A 20254-nucleotide genomic window follows, 5' to 3' on the forward strand; every position below is an offset into this window, starting at 1 on the left:
ACGGTCATGTCAGAACTGACCCTCACGGTCATGCGGCTGGGCTTCCTGGCCGTGCTGTGGCTGTTCGTCATCGTCGCGATCCAGGTGATCCGCAGCGACCTGTTCGGTACCAAGGTGAACCCCCGCAGCTCCCGTCGCGGCGCCGGCGCCGCGTCCGGCGGCACCGCGGCGCCCGCCACGGCACCCGGACGGGCCGCGGCGCCCGCCCCCGCCAACGCCCCGGCGGCCCCGACCCAGGGCGGCGGCGGCCGCCGCCGCGGCGCCCCGACCCAGCTCGTGGTGGTCCAGGGCTCGCTGGCCGGGACGACCGTCGCGCTGCAGGGCCAGACCATCACGCTGGGCCGCGCGCACGACTCGACCATCGTGCTGGACGACGACTACGCGTCCTCCCGGCATGCCAGGATCTATCCGGATCAGACTGGGCAGTGGACGGTCGAGGATCTAGGCTCCACCAACGGCACCTATCTGGACCGGCAGCGCCTGACCGCGCCCACCCCGCTCCAGCCGGGTACGCCGATCCGTATCGGCAGGACCGTCATCGAACTGCGGAAGTAGTAGCGCATGAGGGACAGCATCCCGTCCATGACCCAGAGGGGGGCACAGGTCGCATGACCCTGGTGCTGCGCTTCGCCGCCGGCTCCCACAAGGGACTGATCCGGGAGGGGAACGAGGACTCCGGCTACGCCGGGCCGCGGCTGCTGGCCGTGGCCGACGGCATGGGCGGCGCCGCGGCCGGCGAGGTCGCGTCCTCCGAGGTGCTCGGTTCGATCGTCCGACTGGACGAGGACGTGCCGGGCGCCGACCTGCTGACCCTGCTGGGCGACGCCGTCCAGGGCGCCAACGACCGGCTCCGGCAGATGGTCGAGGAGGACCCCCAGCTGGAGGGCATGGGGTGCACCCTGACCGCCATGCTGTGGACCGGCCAGCGGATGGGCCTGGTGCACGTCGGCGACTCCCGCGCCTACCTGCTGCGCGACGGCTCGCTGGTGCAGATCACCCAGGACCACACCTGGGTGCAGCGCCTGGTCGACGAGGGCCGGATCACGCCCGAGGAGGCCGAGACCCACCCGCAGCGCTCGCTGCTGATGCGGGCCCTGGACGGCCGCGGCCAGGTCGAGCCGGACCTGTCGATCCGCGAGGTCCGGGCCGGCGACCGCTACCTGATCTGCTCCGACGGCCTCTCCGGCCCGGTCAGCCACCAGACCCTCCAGGACACCCTCGGCAGCTACTACTCGCCCGAGCAGACCGTGCAGGAGCTGATCCAGCTCGCGCTGCGCGGCGGTGGCCCGGACAACATCACCTGCATCGTGGCGGACGTCATCGACGTCGGCGCCACGGACACCATGAGCGGCCAGTTCAACGACGTCCCGGTGGTCGTCGGCGCGGTCGCCGAGACCCCGCCGGCCCCGACCGCCGCCGACCGCTCGATCGCGGACACCCCGGCCGGCCGCGCCGCCGGCCTGGGCCGCGGCCCGCAGGGCACCTTCGGCCCGCCCGAGGGCTACGACGCGGGCCAGGGCGGCTTCGGCCCCGCCGAGGGCTACGAGGGCGAGGGCGGCTACGGCTACCCGGCCGAGCCCTCGGTGTACGGCACCGAGGAGTTCGACGAGGAGCCGCCCGCCAAGCGCAAGCGCAAGGGCCTGACCGCCTCGCTGGCCGTCCTGGTCACGCTCGGCCTGCTCGGCGGCGCCGGGTACTTCGGCTACCAGTGGACCCAGGACCAGTACTACATCGGCGAGGACGGCGACCACGTCGCGATCTTCCAGGGCATCAACCAGAACCTGGCCGGTCTGAGCCTGTCCTCGGTGCACGAGTCGCACAGCGACGCCCCGCTGAAGTGGCTGCCGCAGGACCAGCGCGCCCAGGTGAACCGGACCATCTCGGTCGGCAGCCTGCCGGACGCCCAGAAGACCATGAGCGACCTCGTGGGCTGGGCCAAGCTGTGCCAGAAGGCCGCCACGGCGAACACCGCGGCCCCGCAGGGCACCCAGGGCACCCAGGGCACCCAGGGGACGACGGCCGCCAAGACCGCGTTCGTGGCCGCCACCCCGACCACCCCGGGCGAGCGGGAGAAGCCCCGCAACCCCGCCGCGGGCGCGCCGTCCGCCACGACGACCCCGTCCGCCCCGGCCACGCCCGCCCCGACGCAGAACGCCACCCCCCCGGCGGCCGCCCCGAGCGAGCAGACCCAGCCGCCGCAGCCGCCCGCACTCTCCGACGACGAGCGCAGCCGGGCCGAAGCCTGCCCGAAGCAGTGACGTCCGTGATCCGACATAGGCCCGCCCGGAACGGGCCCGGCGGCCGGCAGGGAGCGGTCACCACGTGAGCAGCTACGACCTGAGCGGCGACACCGGCCGCGCCGGCGCCCGACGCCGGGCGGCGGGCGGGCGCGTCGCGCCGCGGCGCCGCGGCAACACGACCATCTCGCTCCAGGGGGCACCGAACCGGCGCAACACCGAGCTGGCCCTGCTGGTCTTCGCGGTGCTGCTGCCGATCCTGGCGTACGCCAACGTGGGCCTCGCGATGGACTCCCGGGTCCCGACCGGGATGCTCGGCTACGGCCTCGGGATGGGCTCGCTGGCGCTGGTCGCCCACCTGCTGGTGCGCCGCTTCGCGCCGTACGCGGACCCGCTGATGCTGCCGATCGCCACCCTGCTGAACGGGCTGGGCGTGGTGATGATCTGGCGCCTGGACAAGGCGGGCCACCTGCTCAGCGGCAACTTCCCGGCGGCCCGCAACCAGCTGATGTGGTCCGCCCTCGGGGTCACCCTGTTCATCGGCGTGATGGTGTTCCTGAAGGACCACCGGGTGCTGCAGCGCTACACCTACATCTCGATGGTGGTGGCGCTGGTGCTGCTGGCCGCGCCGGCCTTCTTCCCGGCCCGGGCGGAGGACTTCGGCGCGAAGATCTGGATCCGGATGGGCGGCTTCTCCATCCAGCCCGGCGAGTTCGCCAAGATCGTCCTGACCGTGTTCTTCGCCGGCTACCTGATGGTCAAGCGGGACGCCCTGGCGCTGGCCAGCCGCCGCTTCATGGGTCTGTACCTGCCGCGCGGCCGCGACCTCGGCCCGATCGTCGTGATCTGGCTGCTCAGCCTGCTGATCCTGGTCTTCGAGAACGACCTCGGCACGTCCTTCCTGTTCTTCGGCCTGTTCGTGGTGATGCTCTACGTCGCCACCGAGCGGACCAGCTGGATCCTGTTCGGCCTGCTGATGTCGGTCGGCGGCGCGGTCGCGGTCGCCATGACCACCAGCCACGTCAAGGTCCGCATCGACGCCTGGCTCGATCCGATGGCCGCCTTCTCGGCGAACCCGCCCAAGGGCGCCACCGAGCAGATCGGCCAGTCGCTGATGGCGCTCGGCTCCGGCGGGGTGACCGGCTCGGGCCTCGGCCAGGGCCGCTCCTGGCTGATCAACTTCGCCGCCAAGAGCGACTTCATCCTGGGCTCCTTCGGCGAGGAGCTCGGGCTGACCGGACTGATGGCGATCTTCCTGCTGTACGCCCTGCTGGTGCAGCGCGGCCTGCGCACCGCCGTCGCCGCCCGCGACCCCTTCGGCAAGCTGTTCGCCGTCGGGCTCGCCTCGGCGATGGCGCTGCAGGTCTTCGTCGTGGCCGGCGGGGTCACCGGGCTGATCCCGCTGACCGGTATGACCATGCCGTTCCTCGCGCAGGGCGGTTCGTCCGTGGTCGCCAACTGGGCGCTGGTCGCGATCCTGCTGAAGATCAGCGACAGTGCGCGACGCCCCGGGGCCGAACCGGCCCCGGTCACCGAGGGCCAGGGAGGACCCGCCCGATGAACAAGCCGATCCGACGGGTCTCGATCTTCTGCCTGGTGCTGATCCTGGCGCTGATGGTGCGCACCAACTGGGTGCAGGGCGTCCAGGCCGACTCGCTGGCCTCCAACAAGAACAACAAGCGCCAGCTGTACGACCGCTACGCCCACCCGCGCGGCAACATCATCGTCAGCGGGCAGCCGGTGACGAGCTCCGACTTCGTGAACGGCCTGCGCTACAAGTACAAGCGCTCCTGGCTGAACGGCCCGATGTACGCCCCGGTCACCGGCTTCTCCTCGCAGGCGTACGGCTCCAACGGGCTGGAGAACCTGGAGGACGGCATCCTCTCCGGCACCGACGACCGGCTGTTCTTCCGCAACACCCTGGACATGCTGACCGGCGAGCAGAAGCGCGGCGGCGACGTCGTCACGACGATCAACGCCAAGGTGCAGAAGGCCGCCTTCGACGGCCTGGGCGACAAGAAGGGCGCGGTGGTCGCGCTCGACCCGAAGACCGGCGCGATCCTGGCCCTGGTCTCCACCCCGTCCTACGACCCGGGCGCCATCGCCGGCAGCGAGAGCGGCGACACCAAGGCCTGGCAGGACCTCAACGCGGACCCGAACAAGCCGATGCTCAACCGGGCGCTGCGCGAGACCTACCCGCCCGGCTCGACCTTCAAGCTGGTCACCGCGACCGCCGCGTTCGAGAACGGCCTGTACCAGAACATCAACGACGCCACCCAGACGCCGGACCCGTACACCCTGCCCAACACCCAGACGGTGCTGAAGAACGAGAGTCCGAACGAGCGCTGCGAGAACGCCACCATCAAGTCCGGGATGGACCAGTCCTGCAACACGGTCTTCGCCAAGATGGGCGCGGACCTCGGCAAGGACAAGATGCGGGCGCAGGCCGAGAAGTTCGGCTTCAACAGCACGGTGGACACCCCGGTCCGCTCCGAGAAGAGCATCTTCCCGGACAGCCCCAGCCTGGACGGCACCGCCCAGGACTCGATCGGCCAGCACGACACCCGCGCCACCCCGCTGCAGATGGCCATGGTCTCCGCGGCGATCGCCAACAACGGCAGCCTGATGCAGCCGTACCTGGTCGACCAGGAGCGCTCGGCCTCGCTGACCACCATCTCCAAGCACACCGAGAAGCAGTTCTCCCAGGCGATGAGCCCGGCCACCGCGCAGAAGATGCAGGACCTGATGGTCTCGGTGGTCGAGAACGGCACCGGCACCAACGCCAAGATCCCCGGCCTCCAGGTCGGCGGCAAGACCGGCACCGCCCAGCACGGCGAGGACAACGCCGGCCTGCCGTTCGCCTGGTTCACCTCCTGGGCCAAGACCGCGGACGGCCAGTCGGTCGCGGTCGCGGTGGTGGTCGAGGACGGCTCCCAGAACCGCGACGGCATCAGCGGCGGCCGCCTCGCCGCCCCGATCGCCAAGGCGGTGATGCAGGCCGCGCTCGGCAAGTAGGAGCGAGGGGTGAGGTGAATGTCACGATCGACACCCCCCTCCGGATACCGGTCTGATATCGGCCGACGGCTGACTCCGGTCCGGCGCGGTGCGACCGGTAGCGTATCCGCCAGCAGCGGGTGTGCCCGTTGCCGCCCGCGAGGTGGCGCACGGCCCGGCCGGAGAACCGGTCACGGCCCACGCGGCGTCACCCAGAGCGTGCGGGGACACCTACGTCACAACCTCACCGGCGGGTGAGGGAGAGGGTCGGAACTATGGAAGAGCCTCGTCGCCTCGGCGGCAGGTACGAGCTCGGCGGCGTCCTCGGACGCGGCGGCATGGCCGAGGTGTACCTCGGCCATGACACCCGGCTCGGCCGTTCCGTCGCAGTGAAGACGCTCCGGGCCGACATGGCACGGGATCCGTCGTTCCAGGCCCGCTTCCGCCGCGAGGCCCAGTCGGCGGCGTCCCTGAACCACCCCGCGATCGTCGCCGTGTACGACACCGGCGAGGACTACATCGACGGGATCTCCATCCCGTACATCGTGATGGAGTACGTCGAGGGCTCCACGCTGCGCGAGCTGCTGCACTCCGGGCGGCGGCTGCTGCCCGAGCGGGCGCTGGAGATGACCATCGGCATCCTCCAGGCCCTGGAGTACTCGCACCGGGCCGGGATCGTGCACCGCGACATCAAGCCGGCCAACGTGATGCTGACCCGGCAGGGCAACGTCAAGGTCATGGACTTCGGCATCGCCCGCGCGATGGGCGACGCCGGGATGACCATGACCCAGACCTCGGCCGTGATCGGCACCGCCCAGTACCTCTCCCCCGAGCAGGCCAAGGGCGAGCAGGTCGACGCCCGCTCCGACCTCTACTCCACCGGCTGCCTGCTCTACGAGCTGCTGACCGTCCGCCCGCCGTTCGTGGGCGACTCCCCGGTCGCGGTGGCCTACCAGCACGTCCGGGAGGAGCCGCAGCCGCCGTCGGTCTTCGACCCCGAGGTGCGCCCCGAGATCGACGCGATCGTGCTGAAGGCGCTCGCCAAGGACCGCGACTACCGCTACCAGACCGCCGACGAGATGCGCGACGACATCGAGCGCTTCCTCGACGGCCTCCCGGTCGCCGCCGCCCAGCAGGCCGCCTACGGCATGGGCGCCGCTGGGTACGGCTACGACCAGAACGGCTACCCGCAGCAGCACGACCCGTACGGCCAGACCAACGTGCTGCCGCAGCAGCCCGGCGGCCCGACCACCATGCTGCCGCAGGCCGGCGGCCAGGGCTACGGCCAGGGCGGCTACCAGGACGACGGCTACGGCCAGACCTACGCCGGCGCCCAGGGCGGCGGCCACGACGGCTACGACGACGGCTACGGCCAGGGCGGCGGCCGGCGCGGCGACGACCGGCAGAAGAAGAGCAACACCTCCTGGATCGTGCTGGCGGTGGCCGCCGTGCTGGTCCTGGTCGGCACCTTCTTCGTGGCCCAGGCGATGTTCGCCGACAAGGGCACCAAGGACGCCCCGAAGGTCACCGCGCCCAGCCTCGTCGGCAAGAGCCTGGCGGACGCCAAGACCGCCGCGGCCGCGGCCGGTGCCAAGCTCGTGGTCACCGAGGGCGACAAGATCGCCTGCCCGGACGCCAACGTCAAGAAGGACCAGGTCTGCACCCAGAACCCGGTGGCGGGCACCTCGGTCTCCGAGGACGCCCACATCACGGTGCAGGTCTCCTCCGGTCCGGCCAAGACCCAGATGCCGACCCTGACCGGCAAGACCAAGGACCAGGCGCTGCAGGCCCTGACGGCGGCCGGCTTCACCAACGTCTCCCCGCCCGACTACAAGGACGACGACACCGCCCCGCAGGACACCGTCGTCGCCCAGGACCCGGCGGCCGGCGCCAGCGCCGACCCGAGCGCCCCGGTCAAGCTGACCGTCTCGCAGGGCAAGACCAAGCAGACCGTTCCGAACGTGGTCGGCGCGCAGAAGGACGACGCGCAGAACCAGCTGCAGGGCCTCGGCTTCCAGGTCGACGCCTCCAAGACCAGCCAGACCAACGACCCGACCAAGGTCAACACCGTCGCCTCGCAGACGGTCGCGCCGGGCACCAAGGCACCGGCCGGCACGAAGATCTCCCTGACCATCTTCAAGGCGCCGGACAAGGCCCAGGTCCCGCCGATGCAGAACCAGAAGCTGTCGGACGCCATCGCCGCGCTGAACAAGGCCGGCCTGCAGTACACCGTGGTCAGCGGTCCGCAGGACCCGAACGCGGTGGTCCTGCAGAGCATCCCCGCAGCCGGCACCCAGCTGGACCCGAACACCCAGGTGCAGCTGTTCACCCGGCCGGCCGATCCGGCCAAAGGGGGGGACCCCCTCACCACACCCCCCGGCAAAGGGAACCCCTAAGCCCTTCTTCCCCTGGTTCTGAGACCGGGGAGCGGGAGCTCTGAACGGCCGGGGGCCCGTCGTGATCGCGACGGGCCCCCGGCCGTTCCGTTGACGCCGCCTCGGGCGACGGACCGTCACCCGACCGGACGTCGGATCAGCGCAGCTCCGGCGGCGGAGTGCGCTTGGCGTCCATGGCGTCCACCCGCACCAGGCTCCCCCAGACGGCCATCCGGTACCGCGAGGTGTACACCGGCGTGCAGGTGGTCAGGGTGATGTACCGGCCGGGACCGGTGTACCCGGAACCGGTCGGGACGGGCGCGACGATGCCGGTGTCGTACTTGGAGGTCTCCGGCAGGGTGCTGTCGACCTTGTAGACGTACCACTCGTCCTTGGTCTCCACCACGACCGCGTCGCCCCGGTGGACGGCGTCCAGGTCGTGGAACTTGGCGCCGTGGCCGTCCCGGTGGGCGGCCAGCGCGAAGTTGCCCGCCTCGTCCCAGGGCATCGCGGCCTTGTAGGGCTGCTCGTACACGCCCGCCACGCCCTCGTCCAGGACGGCGGTGGAGGTGCCCATCCGGATCAACACCTGGAAGTCCCGGCCCATCGCCGGGACGTGCAGGAAGCCCACGCCGTCCCCGATCGCGGGCACCGCGGCGGGCCCGGGGGCGGCACCCGTCCCGCCCGGGGGGCCGCCGGTCGGACCGGCCGCCCAGGAGCCGCGCAGCTTGTCCGAGGCGTCCGCCGCGGACCGGTCCGCCTGCACGTTGGTCCACCAGAGCGAGTAGGCCACGAACAGGCCGAGCACCAGGCCCACGGTGATCAGCAGTTCGCCGAATACCCCGAGCGCGGCCAGCGCCCGGCTCCGGCCCTTCCGGGCCCCGCCTCCGGGCGGGGGGAAGGCCTCCTCGGCCTCCCAGGCCTCATGGGGTTCATGGGCCCCATGGGCCTCATGGGCCTCATGGGCCGAGTCGGCCGACTGCGCGGTCCCGTCGTCCTGCATCTGCGCTGCTCCCCTCCGAAACCGGGCCTCCGGGCGGCTACCCGCCCGTGATCGCCGCTGGCTTGCCCTGGCTGCGCGGCCGCTCCTCGATCATCTTGCCAAAGAGGATGAGGCGGAACTTGGAGGTGAACTCCGGAGTGCAGGTGGTCAGCGTGATGTACCGGCCCGGACCGGCGTAGCCTGCCCCGTTCGGCACCGGCTTGATCACGCTCACGTTGCTGGGGGAGGTCTGCGGGATGCCCCCGGTGATCTCGTAGGTGTAGTACCCCGCGGCGGTCTCCACCACGACCTTGTCGCCCTTGCCGAGCTCGTTGATGTACCGGAACGGCTCGCCGTGGGTGTTGCGGTGCGCCGCCAGCGCGAAGTTGCCCGCCTGGTCGCCCGGCATCCCGGTGCCGGGGTAGTGGCCGACCAGGCCCTTGTCGAGCACCGCCGCCTTGTCGGTGCCCTCGGCGATCGGGAACTTCAGCCCCAGCTTGGGCAGGTAGATGATGGCGAAGCCCTTGCCGGGCGCGAACACCTCGGGCTTGTTCGGGTCGGCGGCGGGCTGGCCGGGGCCGGCCGGCTGGGCGTCGAACTGCTGCTCCAGCTGGTCCCGGGCGCTGCTCGCGGCCGCGTCGGCCTGCACGTTGGTCCACCAGAGCTGGTAGGCGACGAACAGCAGCATCACCACGCCGAGGGTGATGCACAGCTCGCCGACCAACCGGGCGGCCACCACGACCACGGACTCCTTGGGGCGGCTCCCCCCGGCCCCCCGCCCCTTGGCCCGGCGCCGCCCGCCGCCCGTGTGGACGGCGGTCCGCCCCTGGGCGGCACGGCGGCGCTCGGCCCGGCCACCGGTGGGCGCGGCGGGCTCGGCGGCCGGCGCCCCGTCCTCGGCGGGCAGCCGCAGTTGGAGGGTCTGGTCGGGCAGCCACGGGTACTCGGGACCGCCCTCGACGGGCCGCTCGGCCTGCTCGTAGACGCCCCAGCCGTCCTCGGGCCCGCCCGGGGCGGCGTGCTCCTGCGGGTACGGCACGCCCTGCGCGCCCTCGCGGTACTGCGGGGCCCCGTGCTGCGGACCGCCCTGCCGGGGGTCTCCGTACCGGGGATCGCCGTACTGCGGGGTGCCGAACTCCGCGCCCTCGTACGGCCGGCCGCCCGCGTACTGCGGCGGCCCCCCGTACGGGCCGGACTCCGGCTGGTAACGCCCCTCCGGACGCACCGCGGTCACGCCGCTCAGCCCCGGCCGATCACCGGGGCGAGCCCGGCCGACCGGTCCACGGCCTGCGGGAAGCCGCACTCCGCCAGCCAGTTGGCGAGCATCCGGTGCCCGCCCTCGGTCAGCACCGACTCGGGGTGGAACTGCACGCCCTCGACCGGCAGTTCACGGTGCCGCAGGCCCATGATCACGCCGCTGTCGGTCCGGGCGGTGACCACCAGGCCGTCCGGCACGGTGGCCGGGTCGACGGCCAGCGAGTGGTAGCGGGTCGCGATCAGCGGCGAGGGCAGCCCCTCGAACACCCCGCCGTCCTCGTGCTCGACCGGCGAGGTCTTGCCGTGCAGCAGCTCGGGCGCCCGGCCGACCACCGCGCCGTACGCCACCGCGATCGACTGGAGCCCCAGGCAGACGCCGAACACCGGCAGCCCGATCGCCGCGCAGTGGTGCACCATCGCGATGCAGACCCCGGCCTCCTCGGGCGCGCCGGGCCCGGGGGAGAGCAGCACCCCGTCGAAGCCCTCCTCCCCCGCCCGGCGGACGGCGTGCTCGACGGTCACCTCGTCGTTGCGCACCACCTCGCAGGTGGCACCGAGCTGGTACAGGTACTGGACCAGGTTGAAGACGAAGCTGTCGTAGTTGTCCACGACCAGGATGCGGGGCGGGGTCGACTGGGTGGTCATTGCGCGCGTGGTCTCCGTGGGATGCGGTGCTGGGGGGAAGTTCCGGACCCGCCGGGTCAGCCGGCCGAGGCGCCGTCGCCGCCGTCCACTGTGACGTCACCGAAGGGGAGCAACGGTTCCGCCCACGGGAAGACGTAGGTGAAGAGGAGGTAGACGATCCCCAGGATCAGGAGCAGCGAGATGACGGCCCGGACCAGGGTGTTCCCCGGCAGGTGGCGCCAGATCCAGCCGTACATGGTGCTCCCTCGAGGTAGCGGACTGGGATCAAGAGTAGACCCGGGATCCACGGCCGTGAGGCCGGTCCGGCACTGCCGCCACCGCCGTCGATCTACTGCTGGCCGCCCGCCGACCGGAGCTCGGTGGTGCCGGAGTACCCGGGCAGCGTGAGGTCCCCGCTCTCCTGGACCTTCCAGCCCAGGCCGTACGCCTGGACGTACTGCAGGTAGTTCCGGATCGTCGGGTCCCCGTCGACGGCCGACCGCAGGGAGTCGGTCCTGCCCACCGCCTTGACCACGTACGGCGGGGAGTAGACCCGGCCCTGGAGCAGCAGGGTGTTGCCGACGCAGCGGACGGCGCTGGTGGAGATCAGCCGCTGGTCCATCACCTGCACGCCGGCCGCGCCGCCCCGCCACAGCGCGTTGACCACGGCCTGGATGTCCTGCTGGTGGATGACCAGGTCGTTGACGCCGGGCTCGGGGACCCCGGGGATGCGCGCGGTGGCGTTCGGCGGGGCGTCGTTGAGGGTGACGGTCAGCCCGCCGCCCTGGAGCGGCTCCAGCGCGGCGCCCAGCCGCAGGCCGTCCAGCTGCGCCGCGTCGGCGGGGTTGTGGCCCTGCTGCTCGGTGAGCTCCTGGGCCCGGGCCTGGAGGTCGGCCAGCTGGGACTGCGCCTGCTGGTTCTGCGAGCTGCGCTGGCGGATCACGTCGCCGAGGCTCAGCAGCGAGTTGTCGGTCCGCAGATCGGTGCCGCGGGCGGTCTGCGCGCTGATGTAGAAGAGCAGACCGGCGAGCGCGAACACGGTGCAGGTCAGGGCACGGCCGACAATTCGGGTGCCGGAACGGGGGGTGACGGCCTTCCCGGGGGGAATCGACAAATTAGTCACCGTACCCTTATCTCCTTGAGACCCGCCGAGCCACTACGCTAACGGACGCCGGTGGCAGCCGTGGGAGTGGTCCCAGAGCGCTCTCCTCGACCGTCCGTCGGCGTCTCGCCCGCTGCACCCCTGCGCGGTCTCACAGCGCATCGACAGGAGAGCTCCTCGTGCCGAAGTCTCGACTCCGCAAGAAGTCCGACTACACCCCGCCGGCGACGACCGCGGTGAAGATCAGTTCGGGCCGTAGTTGGGTCGCACCGCTGATGCTGGCACTGTTCCTGATCGGCTTGGTGTGGATCGTCACCTATTACGTGACCAGCGGCAGCTACCCGGTGGAGGGCTGGCGGAACTGGAACATCCTGGTCGGCTTCGGGTTCATCGCGGCCGGATTCGGCGTCTCCACCCAGTGGAAGTGACGCTCCGCGCGTCCTGAGGCTCGATGTCGAGCCGTTCCCGCCGCTTCGGACCCAGGTCCCGGAGCGGCGGTTCGGCGTGCCCGCGACCGGTCGGAGTGCGATTGCGGGCAAGCCGATCATCAGACGGTCCCACCATCAGACCGTCAGGCTTATCCACATGGTTATCCACACTGGGGAAAAGTCCCCACAACCTGTGGATAACTCCGTGTGGCGACACTGTCCACAGCTGTGCACAACCCTCCGGGACCGCGGGAACCGTACAGGAGGACACGCGTAGAACAACAGTCCACAGCCGGGTCGGCGCACTGCCTGTGCACAACTCCGCACCCGCTGTGGACAAACGCCCGGCGGGCGTCACACGCCGTACAGGGCCATCCCGATCCACAGCATCGCCGCCTCCAGGGCCACCGCCCCGGCCAGCGTCAGCCACTGGACCGTGCTGCGGCGCCCGCGCGGGGCGTACATCAGGCCGAAAGCCGTCAGGCCGCCGAGCACCAGGCCGCCGATGTGCGCCCGCCAGTCGATGCCCGGACGGGAGAAGGTGACCACCAGGCTGAAGACCAGGAAGGCCAGCGCCGGGGCGAGCGGGCCCCGGTCCCGCAGCTGCATCACGATCGTGGCGCCGATCAGGCCGAACACCGCCCCGGAGGCGCCCACCGAGTTCATCCAGTCGCCGGCCACCAGGAAGGCGAAGGTGCTGCCGCCCAGCCCGGCGACCAGGTAGAGGGCCAGGAAGCGCAACCGGCCGAGGGCCTCCTCCAGCGGCGGGCCGAGCCGCAGCAGCACCAGCATGTTCAGCCCGACGTGCCACCACTTCAGGTGCAGGAAGGTGGCGGTCAGCAGCCGGTACCACTGGCCCGGGCCGTCGGCCACGCCGTACGGCCCCCCGAGGTGCGCCCGGCCGGCGCTGGCCAGCGACCAGACCTCGCCCAGCCGCGGATTGAGGACGTACGCGGCCAGCACCCAGACCACCAGGTTGATCCCGACCAGCGCCCTGGTCACCAGCGCGCCGTCCAGGGTCGGCGCGCCGCCGAAGCGGGTGGTCGCCCGCCGCGTCCCGGTGTGCCCGGCGCTGACGCACTCGGGGCACTGGAAGCCCACCGAGGCGGGCACCATGCACTGCGGGCAGATCGGCCGCTCGCAGCGGGTGCAGGAGATCCCGGTGGGCGTCTGCGGGTGGCGGTAGCAGCCGGGCGGCCCGGCCTCGGGGAACCGGTCCGTGGACCCTCGCGGCTCGTCCGGGAGCATCAGCGCTTCCCCTTCCCTGCCCGACCACCGAAGCCGCCAGCCTACTGCGGCTGCCACCCCGCACGGCCCCCGCGCGCCCCGCGTACGGCCCACCCGGCGTGCCGGTGGACAAATCCGGATGCATGATCAGCATTCAGGTGGATATGTGCATAAAGGACGCCACCCAGGAGGAGAGACTCGTGAGCTTTTCGGACTCGGCCCGTGACACCGCCACCAGGACCCGGGACTCCGCCGCACAGTTCGCGGACGGCGCCAAACAGCGCCTCGGGCCCGCCCTGGACGCCCTCGGGCCCAAGGCCACCCAGGCCGCCCACAACCTCCGCGTCCAGTACGACCGGCACCTCGCCCCACAGTTCGGCCAGGCCTTCGCCAGCCTCCCGCCCGAGGCCCAGCAGAACGCCCTGAGGGCCTTCCACCGGGCCCAGGAGGCCGCCCTGGCGGCCCGCCTCTCCGCCACCCGCGCCGCCGACCAGGCCCGCACCACGGTCGGCCCCAGGGTCGCCCAGGCCGTCGAGGAGGCCCGGGCCGCGGTCTACCCGGTCGCGCACGAGGCCCAGTCCCGCGGCGCCGCCGCGCTGACCGCCCTCCACGGCCACGTCAGCTCGGCCGAGATCAACGAACTGGCCGCCCGGAACGCCAGGCGTCGGCAGCGGTGCGGCGGCGGCCGGGCGGCAGGCCTGGCGCTGGCCGGGGTGCTGGCGATCGGCGGCGGCCTGGTGGCCTGGCAGTGGTGGCGGCGGCACAGCAACCCGGAGTGGCTGGTCGAGCCCCCGGCGCCGCAGCCGGACCGCCCGGCCGGCGCGAGTGCCGCCACCGCCCCGGTGAACGGCGTCACCGCCGAGGACGCGGCCGGGTCCGCGGAGCCCACCGAGGACGACACGCCCTAGGGTCCGGAAACGCCGAACGGCGGCCGACCCGGAGAACAGGTCGACCGCCGTTCAGGCGCTGTGGAGCATAGGAGACTCGAACTCCTGACATCTGCCTTGCAAAGGCAGCGCTCTACCAACTGAGCTAATGCCCCTCGACGGCACGGCGCGTGCCAACGGGCACTAGCGTACCGGGTTCCGGCGCCGTTCCGGGAGCCGTCCCCCTGGGGGAACCGGCCGGTCCGATCGAGTGAGCGGGCCGACCGGTTCGGGAGGCGCTGGTCAGCGCCTCCGAAGACCGTCGATCGTCAGATCGTCCGGGGCTCAGCGACCGGCCGGAACCGGGTCGGTGGCCTCGGTCCACAGGTCCTGCTCGGCGCGGTCCGCCTGGACCTGACGGTAGACAAAGAAGCCGCCGAGGGCGACCAGGGCGACCAGGAGGAGCTTCTTCACCGCGGGACCTCGTCCTTCTAGCGTTTGGTGGACTCAGGAGCCGTTGCTCCGGCCGGACCGACCGGGCCGACGAGTCCAGATGTGTTTCGAGAGCGAACGGGCGGCCGGGTGCCAGACTGCCCTTGCGGCCGATGATACACACCGGTGTCCCAATCGTGACCAGCCACCGGCGCCGTCAACCCGGCGGTCCGGTCCGAGGATTGACGCCGCACCTCCTGTCGTACGGATCGTCCGCACCCGGCCCGCCCGGGAAGCCCCCGTCAGAGCCGGTCCGACGGCCGTCCCCACGGCCCGCGCCCGGGCCCGGGGAGCCGCCGGAACCGCGCGGTTCCCCCGGGAACGCCGAAGGGCCCGGAGTCGATCACTCCGGGCCCTTCGGGGCGGTGGGCCTAACAGGACTTGAACCTGTGGCCTCTTCCTTATCAGGGAAGCGCTCTAACCGTCTGAGCTATAGGCCCTCGCTGCACAGAGATAGTACCGGATGCCGCCCGACCTGCGACTCCATCCCCTCCGGAACGCCGAAGGGCCCGGAGTCGATCACTCCGGGCCCTTCGCGGTGGTGGGCCTAACAGGACTTGAACCTGTGGCCTCTTCCTTATCAGGGAAGCGCTCTAACCGTCTGAGCTATAGGCCCTCGCCGCACTGAAAGATTAGCGGACCGACCGCCGATCTCCCAAATCCGTTCCGACCGGGGTCGCGGCGGTGACCTCGGCGGCCGGGCGCACCAGCCACTCCTCGCGGGTCGGCGGCAGGCCCGACCCGCCCTGCTCGGTGCTGCGGACGGCGAGGATCTGGTTCACCCCGATCCGGTTCTGCTCGAAGGCCAGCGCGGAGGCGGCCATGTACAGCCGCCAGACCCGGGCGCGGCCGAGGCCGACCAGCCGGACCGCCTCCGTCCAGTGCGCCTCCAGGTTGGCCACCCACTCGCGCAGGGTCAGCCCGTAGTGCTCGCGCAGCGCCTCGACGTCCCGGACCTCGAAGCCCGCCTCCTCCAACCGGGCCACGGTGGAACCGACCGGGGAGAGCTCGCCGTCGGGGAAGACGTAGCGGTCGATGAAGGGGCTGGTGCGGTGCGGTTCGCCGGGGTGATCGGGGCGCCGGGCGATCTGGTGGTTGAGCAGTCGGCCGCCGGGCGCCAGCAGCCGGAACAGGCCGTCGGCGTAGACCCGGTACTGCTCGGCGCCGACGTGTTCGGCCATGCCGACGCTGGAGACCGCGTCGAAGGGGCCGTCGGTGATCTCCCGGTAGTCCTGGAGCCTGACCTCCACCCGGTCGGCCAGGCCGGCCTCCTCGACCCGCGCGCGGGCCAGCGCGACCTGCTCCCTCGAGATCGACACGCCGACCGCGGTGACCCCGTAGTGCTCCGCCGCGTGCAGCAGCAGCGAGCCCCAGCCGCAGCCGACGTCCAGCAGCCGCATCCCGGGCCGCAGGTCGAGCTTGCGGCAGATCAGGTCGAGCTTGGCCTCCTGGGCGGCCTCCAGGCTCTTCGCCGCGGGCGTCCAGTAGGCGCACGAGTAGACCATGGAGGGGCCCAGCACGAGGCCGTAGAAGTCGTTCCCGACGTCGTAGTGGTGGCTGATGGCCGCCCGGTCCCGGCCGCGGCTGTGCAGCCGCCCCTGGGCCCGGCGGACCTCCTCCGGGGGCGGGGTGGGCTCCGGGCCGACCGCCCCGGCCCGGAGGAGGGCGGCGACCGCCCGGCGGCCCCGGGCGGCGAGGATCTCGCGCGGCCCGAGGGACAGGGTGCGGATCTCCGGGAGCTCGGCGAAGCGGGCGACCGCGGAGAGCGTCTCGTAGAGGTCGGTGCCCGGGGCGAGGTCCAAGTCCCCCGCGACGTAGGCCCGGGCCAGGCCCAGCTCGCCCGGCTGCCAGAGCAGCCGGCGCAGCGCCCGGCGGTTGCGCAGGACCACGGTGGGCGCTCCGGGCGGCCCGGCGACGCTGCCGTCCCAGGCCTGGACCCGCAGCGGGACCGGGATGCCCACCAGCCCGTCCAGGGCCTCCACCAGTTGACCTGCGAGCTTCGCCATCGCGCGCCTCCGTCCAGCCGTCCTGCGGAACCTCACCTGACCCGGTCGACCGACCGGGGCGGCCTGTGGCACTCCCAGGGATGGGAACGGGCGGCGTCCAGCTAAGCCCACCGCGGCCGGCCCGTTTCCGGGCGGCACGCCGCGGGGTGCCGGCTGTCACCCGAAATGCCGACGGGCCCCGCAGGCTGCAACAGCCTGCGGGGCCCGTACATTCCGTCCGCGGACGGTGAATTGACCAGGGGTCAGGATCCGGCCGGGATCAGTCCTCTTCGGCCAGGGTCAGCTCGACGCCGCCGGTGAAGCCGGCCGCCGCGTTGTAGATGAAGGCCGAGAGCGTGGACAGCGCGGTCAGCAGCACGACGTCGACCACGGCGATCAGCGTGGTGAACATCATGACCTTGCCGAAGCCGATGTAGTCCATCAGGTTCAGCTGGCTGCTGGCGTTGTCCGCACCGCCGCCGGTGACGTCCTTGAGGGTCTTGGTCAGCGAGTCGAAGACACCCAGCGAGTCCAGCGTCATCCACAGCACGGCCGAGGCCACGATGATGATGATGCCGACGGCCAGCGACAGCAGGAAGCTGACCTTCATCACCGACCACGGGTCGACCTTGGTCACCCGCAGCCGGGCCTTGCGGGTCCGGCCGAGGCCGCCCCCGACGGTCGCGGGCCCGGCGGCGGGCCGGCGCGGCGCGCCGGGCACCGGGGTGCCGCCGGCCGGGGTGTTGCCGCCGGTCCGGGTGCCCCGGGCCGGGGTCGGCTGCCCCTTGGTGTACGTGGTCGGCTGCGAGAAGCCGCTCTGTCCGCCGGCCTGGCCCGCTCCGCCGACCGGCGGCATCAGCGAGGTGGACGCGGCCGAGTGCTCGGTCGGCGGCTGCCCCGGCACGCCGTACGACCCCCCGCCCTGCGCGCCCGGACGGCCGCCGGAGGGTCCTCCCGCAGCACCCGTGGCTCCACTCACCTGGTCCTCCCGCACTTCCCACCAGGGCGGCGCCGCCCTGATCCGTCACTCGTCATCCAGCCCCCGGCGGGATTGCCCGGTACTGGTCGGCGTCCGGTGCCGCCGCGCCCACTCTGTGGACGCGGCGGCACCGGTCTGCGGTTCGGTTCAGACCTCGGCGTCTCCGCCGACCGCCGTCCCCGCACCTTCGGCCGTCTCGGTGGACTCGGTGCCAGCGACCTCGTCCTCCACCGTCTCCTCGTCCTCGGCCTCCGCGTTGCGGGCCATGCCCACCACCGCGTCGCGCTTTCCGAGGTTGATCAGTTGGACGCCCATGGTGTCACGTCCGGTTTCACGAACCTCGGAAACCCTGGTGCGGATCACCCCACCGGAGAGGGTGATCGCCATGATCTCGTCGGTGTCGTCGACCACCAGCGCGCCGACCAACGAGCCCCGGCCCTCGACGATCTTCGCCGCCTTGGTGCCGTAGCCGCCGCGTCCCTGGACACGGTACTCGTCGACACCGGTCCGCTTGGCGTACCCGCCGTCCGTGGCGGTGAAGACGTACGTGCCCGGACGGACGACGTTCATCGAGAGCAGCTCGTCGTCCTCGCGGAAGGCCATGCCCTTGACGCCGGAGGTGGCGCGCCCGGTGGGCCGCAGCGCGTCGTCGGTCGCGGTGAAGCGGATCGACTGGGCCTTCTTGGAGACCAGCAGCAGGTCGTCCTCGGAGGAGACCAGCTCGGCGCCGATCAGCTCGTCGTCCCGGCCCTCCTCGTCCTGGCGCAGGTTGATCGCGATCAGGCCGCCGGAGCGGGGGGAGTCGTAGTCCTTGAGCGGGGACTTCTTCACCAGGCCGGCCCGGGTGGCCAGGACCAGGTACGGCTTGTCCTCGTAGGTGCGGACGGCCATCACCTGGGCGATGTGCTCCTCCGGCTGGAAGGCCAGCAGGTTGGCCACGTGCTGGCCGCGGGCGTCGCGGCCGGCGTCCGGCAGCTCGTAGCCCTTGGCGCGGTAGACCCGGCCCTTGTTGGTGAAGAACAGGATCCAGTTGTGGGTCGTCGTCACGAAGAAGTGGTCGACGATGTCGTCCTGCTTGAGCTGGGCACCGCGCACGCCCTTGCCGCCGCGCTTCTGCGAGCGGTAGAGGTCGGAGCGGGTCCGCTTGACGTAGCCGCCACGGGTGATCGTGACGACGATGTCCTCCTCGGCGATGAGGTCCTCGATGGAGAGGTCGCCGTCCGAGGGGATCAGGGTCGAGCGGCGCTCGTCGCCGTACTTGTCGACGATCGCGGCGAGCTCCTCGGAGATGATCTCCCGCTGGCGGATCGGCGAGGCCAGGATCGCGTTGTACTCGTCGATCTTGCGCTGCAGCTCGTCGTGCTCGTCCATGATCCGCTGGCGCTCCAGGGCGGCCAGCCGGCGCAGCTGCATCTCCAGGATCGCGTTCGCCTGGAGCTCGTCGATGTCCAGCAGGCCCATCAGGCCGGTGCGGGCGGCGTCGGCGCTGGCCGAGGCCCGGATCAGCGCGATGACCTCGTCGATCAGGTCCAGGGCCTTGAGCAGCGCGCGCAGGATGTGGGCGCGCTCCTCGGCCTTGCGCAGCCGGAAGGTGGTGCGCCGGACGATGACCTCGACCTGGTGGTTGACCCAGTGCCGGATGAAGGCGTCGAGCGACAGCGTGCGCGGCACGCCGTCGACCAGGGCCAGCATGTTGGCGCCGAAGTTGGTCTGCAGCTCGGTGTGCTTGTACAGGTTGTTGAGCACGACCTTGGCGACCGCGTCGCGCTTGAGCACGACCACCAGGCGCTGGCCGGTGCGGGACGAGGACTCGTCGCGGACGTCGGCGATGCCGGCGATCTTGCCGTCCTTGACCAGGTCGGCGATCTTGAGCGCGAGGTTGTCCGGGTTGACCTGGTACGGCAGCTCGGTGATCACCAGGCACTGCCGGCCCTGGATCTCCTCGACCTCGACCACGGCGCGCATGGTGACCGAACCGCGGCCGGTGCGGTAGTAGTCGTCGATCCCGCGGCGGCCGACGATCAGCGCGCCGGTGGGGAAGTCGGGGCCCTTGATCCGCTCGATCAGGGCCTCCAGCAGCTCCTCGGCGGAGGCCTCGGGGTTCTCCAGGTACCAGAGCGCGCCGGAGGCGACCTCGCGCAGGTTGTGCGGCGGGATGTTGGTGGCCATGCCGACCGCGATGCCGGTGGCGCCGTTGACCAGCAGGTTGGGGATGCGCGCGGGCAGGACGGTCGGCTCCTGCGAGCGGCCGTCGTAGTTGGGCGCGAAGTCGACGGTCTCCTCGTCGATGTCGCGCATCATCTCCATGGCCAGCGGCATCATCTTGCACTCGGTGTAGCGCATGGCCGCGGCCGGGTCGTTGCCCGGGGAGCCGAAGTTGCCGTTGCCGTCCACCAGCGGCATCCGCATCGACCACGGCTGGGCCAGGCGGACCACGGTGTCGTAGATCGAGGTGTCACCGTGCGGGTGGTAGTTGCCCATCACGTCGCCGACGACGCGGGCGCACTTGTAGTAGCCCTTCTCGGGCCGGTACCCGCCGTCGTACATCGCGTAGAGCACGCGGCGGTGCACCGGCTTGAGGCCGTCACGGACCTCGGGGAGCGCCCGGCTGACGATCACGCTCATCGCGTAGTCGAGGTACGAGCGCTGCATCTCGGTCTCGAGCTCGACCGGCTCGATCCGCATGGTCACCTGGGTGGTGGCCTC

The 20254-nt window shown here is 71.8% G+C and carries 17 protein-coding genes and 3 tRNA genes; 7 read left to right on the top strand and 13 right to left on the bottom strand.

The features are described 5' to 3' along the window. Nucleotides 1-6 precede the first annotated feature (6 nt). The 5 genes from ABTY61_RS20900 to pknB all read left to right on the top strand — a co-directional run bounded on the left by ABTY61_RS20900 (nucleotide 7) and on the right by pknB (nucleotide 7627). Nucleotides 7-555, top strand: a complete 549-nt coding sequence (locus ABTY61_RS20900) for an FHA domain-containing protein FhaB/FipA (protein ID WP_350506515.1) — start codon at nucleotides 7-9, stop codon at nucleotides 553-555. 53 nt (nucleotides 556-608) lie between these two features. Beyond that, nucleotides 609-2258, top strand: a complete 1650-nt coding sequence (locus ABTY61_RS20905; protein ID WP_350506516.1) for a PP2C family protein-serine/threonine phosphatase — start codon at nucleotides 609-611, stop codon at nucleotides 2256-2258. A gap of 163 nt (nucleotides 2259-2421) precedes the next feature. Continuing rightward, on the top strand, nucleotides 2422-3798 hold the full coding sequence (locus tag ABTY61_RS20910; RefSeq protein WP_350506637.1) for an FtsW/RodA/SpoVE family cell cycle protein: 1377 nt from the start codon (nucleotides 2422-2424) through the stop codon (nucleotides 3796-3798). Next, nucleotides 3795-5252 carry a peptidoglycan D,D-transpeptidase FtsI family protein gene (locus ABTY61_RS20915; protein WP_350506517.1) on the top strand — a complete coding sequence of 486 codons (1458 nt, stop codon included), beginning with the start codon at nucleotides 3795-3797 and terminating at the stop codon, nucleotides 5250-5252. Before ABTY61_RS20910 ends, ABTY61_RS20915 begins: the two co-directional genes overlap by 4 nt. A gap of 254 nt (nucleotides 5253-5506) precedes the next feature. Then, nucleotides 5507-7627, top strand: a complete 2121-nt coding sequence (gene pknB, locus ABTY61_RS20920; RefSeq protein WP_350506518.1) for a Stk1 family PASTA domain-containing Ser/Thr kinase — start codon at nucleotides 5507-5509, stop codon at nucleotides 7625-7627. 136 nt (nucleotides 7628-7763) lie between these two features. Here pknB and ABTY61_RS20925 read toward each other — a convergent pair whose 3' ends face one another. The 5 genes from ABTY61_RS20925 to ABTY61_RS20945 all read right to left on the bottom strand — a co-directional run bounded on the left by ABTY61_RS20925 (nucleotide 7764) and on the right by ABTY61_RS20945 (nucleotide 11583). Continuing rightward, nucleotides 7764-8609 carry a class E sortase gene (locus tag ABTY61_RS20925; RefSeq protein ID WP_350506519.1) on the bottom strand — a complete coding sequence of 282 codons (846 nt, stop codon included), beginning with the start codon at nucleotides 8607-8609 and terminating at the stop codon, nucleotides 7764-7766. A 37-nt stretch (nucleotides 8610-8646) separates the two neighbouring features. Beyond that, nucleotides 8647-9822, bottom strand: coding sequence for a class E sortase (locus tag ABTY61_RS20930; RefSeq protein WP_350506520.1), 1176 nt, complete (start codon nucleotides 9820-9822; stop codon nucleotides 8647-8649). A gap of 5 nt (nucleotides 9823-9827) precedes the next feature. Then, a complete protein-coding gene (locus ABTY61_RS20935; protein WP_350506521.1) occupies nucleotides 9828-10490 on the bottom strand; it encodes an aminodeoxychorismate/anthranilate synthase component II in 663 nt (220 codons plus the stop codon). A gap of 56 nt (nucleotides 10491-10546) precedes the next feature. Continuing rightward, a complete protein-coding gene (locus tag ABTY61_RS20940) occupies nucleotides 10547-10726 on the bottom strand; it encodes a hypothetical protein (protein WP_030278236.1) in 180 nt (59 codons plus the stop codon). Nucleotides 10727-10818: 92 nt separating this feature from the next. Continuing rightward, entirely contained in the window at nucleotides 10819-11583 is a 765-nt protein-coding gene (locus tag ABTY61_RS20945; protein WP_350506522.1) for a DUF881 domain-containing protein, read from the bottom strand. Between the two features lie 167 nt (nucleotides 11584-11750). Here ABTY61_RS20945 and crgA point away from each other — a divergent pair, with 167 nt between their 5' ends. Further along, nucleotides 11751-11999 carry a cell division protein CrgA gene (gene crgA, locus ABTY61_RS20950; protein WP_350506523.1) on the top strand — a complete coding sequence of 83 codons (249 nt, stop codon included), beginning with the start codon at nucleotides 11751-11753 and terminating at the stop codon, nucleotides 11997-11999. Between the two features lie 354 nt (nucleotides 12000-12353). On the opposite strand, the gene ABTY61_RS20955 is transcribed toward crgA, so the two are convergent. Next, nucleotides 12354-13247: a rhomboid family intramembrane serine protease gene (locus ABTY61_RS20955; RefSeq protein ID WP_350506524.1), complete on the bottom strand. Its 894-nt coding sequence runs from the start codon at nucleotides 13245-13247 to the stop codon at nucleotides 12354-12356. Between the two features lie 179 nt (nucleotides 13248-13426). On the opposite strand from ABTY61_RS20955, the gene ABTY61_RS20960 reads away from it, so the two are divergent. Next, on the top strand, nucleotides 13427-14134 hold the full coding sequence (locus ABTY61_RS20960) for a DUF5324 family protein (protein ID WP_350506525.1): 708 nt from the start codon (nucleotides 13427-13429) through the stop codon (nucleotides 14132-14134). A 61-nt stretch (nucleotides 14135-14195) separates the two neighbouring features. Here ABTY61_RS20960 and ABTY61_RS20965 read toward each other — a convergent pair. From ABTY61_RS20965 to gyrA, 7 genes are all read right to left on the bottom strand, one after another. After that, nucleotides 14196-14268, bottom strand: a tRNA-Ala gene (locus tag ABTY61_RS20965). A 169-nt stretch (nucleotides 14269-14437) separates the two neighbouring features. After that, entirely contained in the window at nucleotides 14438-14566 is a 129-nt protein-coding gene (locus tag ABTY61_RS20970) for a DLW-39 family protein (RefSeq protein WP_014137031.1), read from the bottom strand. Nucleotides 14567-14950: 384 nt separating this feature from the next. Further along, nucleotides 14951-15024, bottom strand: a tRNA-Ile gene (locus tag ABTY61_RS20975). Nucleotides 15025-15123: 99 nt separating this feature from the next. Then, a tRNA-Ile gene (locus tag ABTY61_RS20980) sits at nucleotides 15124-15200 on the bottom strand. Nucleotides 15201-15216: 16 nt separating this feature from the next. Beyond that, the gene (locus tag ABTY61_RS20985; RefSeq protein WP_350506526.1) at nucleotides 15217-16590 is read right to left on the bottom strand and encodes a class I SAM-dependent methyltransferase; all 1374 of its coding nucleotides are present in this window, start codon (nucleotides 16588-16590) and stop codon (nucleotides 15217-15219) included. Between the two features lie 259 nt (nucleotides 16591-16849). Then, on the bottom strand, nucleotides 16850-17548 hold the full coding sequence (locus ABTY61_RS20990; RefSeq protein ID WP_350506527.1) for a DUF3566 domain-containing protein: 699 nt from the start codon (nucleotides 17546-17548) through the stop codon (nucleotides 16850-16852). Between the two features lie 147 nt (nucleotides 17549-17695). Continuing rightward, nucleotides 17696-20233: a DNA gyrase subunit A gene (gene gyrA, locus ABTY61_RS20995; RefSeq protein ID WP_350506638.1), complete on the bottom strand. Its 2538-nt coding sequence runs from the start codon at nucleotides 20231-20233 to the stop codon at nucleotides 17696-17698. Nucleotides 20234-20254 lie beyond the last annotated feature (21 nt).

The organism is Kitasatospora sp. NPDC096128 (genome assembly GCF_040303105.1).
GTDB lineage: Bacteria > Actinomycetota > Actinomycetes > Streptomycetales > Streptomycetaceae > Kitasatospora.

Bases quoted from the DNA above. Each gene is read 5' to 3' on its own strand.
- gyrA (WP_350506638.1), bottom strand. From the start codon at position 20,233: ATGCGGATCGAGCCGGTCGAGCTCGAGACCGAGATGCAGCGCTCGTAC.
- ABTY61_RS20940 (WP_030278236.1), bottom strand. From the start codon at position 10,726: ATGTACGGCTGGATCTGGCGCCACCTGCCGGGGAACACCCTGGTCCGG.
- ABTY61_RS20905 (WP_350506516.1), top strand. From the start codon at position 609: ATGACCCTGGTGCTGCGCTTCGCCGCCGGCTCCCACAAGGGACTGATC.
- ABTY61_RS20900 (WP_350506515.1), top strand. From the start codon at position 7: ATGTCAGAACTGACCCTCACGGTCATGCGGCTGGGCTTCCTGGCCGTG.
- ABTY61_RS20925 (WP_350506519.1), bottom strand. From the start codon at position 8,609: ATGCAGGACGACGGGACCGCGCAGTCGGCCGACTCGGCCCATGAGGCC.
- pknB (WP_350506518.1), top strand. From the start codon at position 5,507: ATGGAAGAGCCTCGTCGCCTCGGCGGCAGGTACGAGCTCGGCGGCGTC.
- ABTY61_RS20935 (WP_350506521.1), bottom strand. From the start codon at position 10,490: ATGACCACCCAGTCGACCCCGCCCCGCATCCTGGTCGTGGACAACTAC.
- ABTY61_RS20955 (WP_350506524.1), bottom strand. From the start codon at position 13,247: ATGCTCCCGGACGAGCCGCGAGGGTCCACGGACCGGTTCCCCGAGGCC.
- ABTY61_RS20915 (WP_350506517.1), top strand. From the start codon at position 3,795: ATGAACAAGCCGATCCGACGGGTCTCGATCTTCTGCCTGGTGCTGATC.
- ABTY61_RS20985 (WP_350506526.1), bottom strand. From the start codon at position 16,590: ATGGCGAAGCTCGCAGGTCAACTGGTGGAGGCCCTGGACGGGCTGGTG.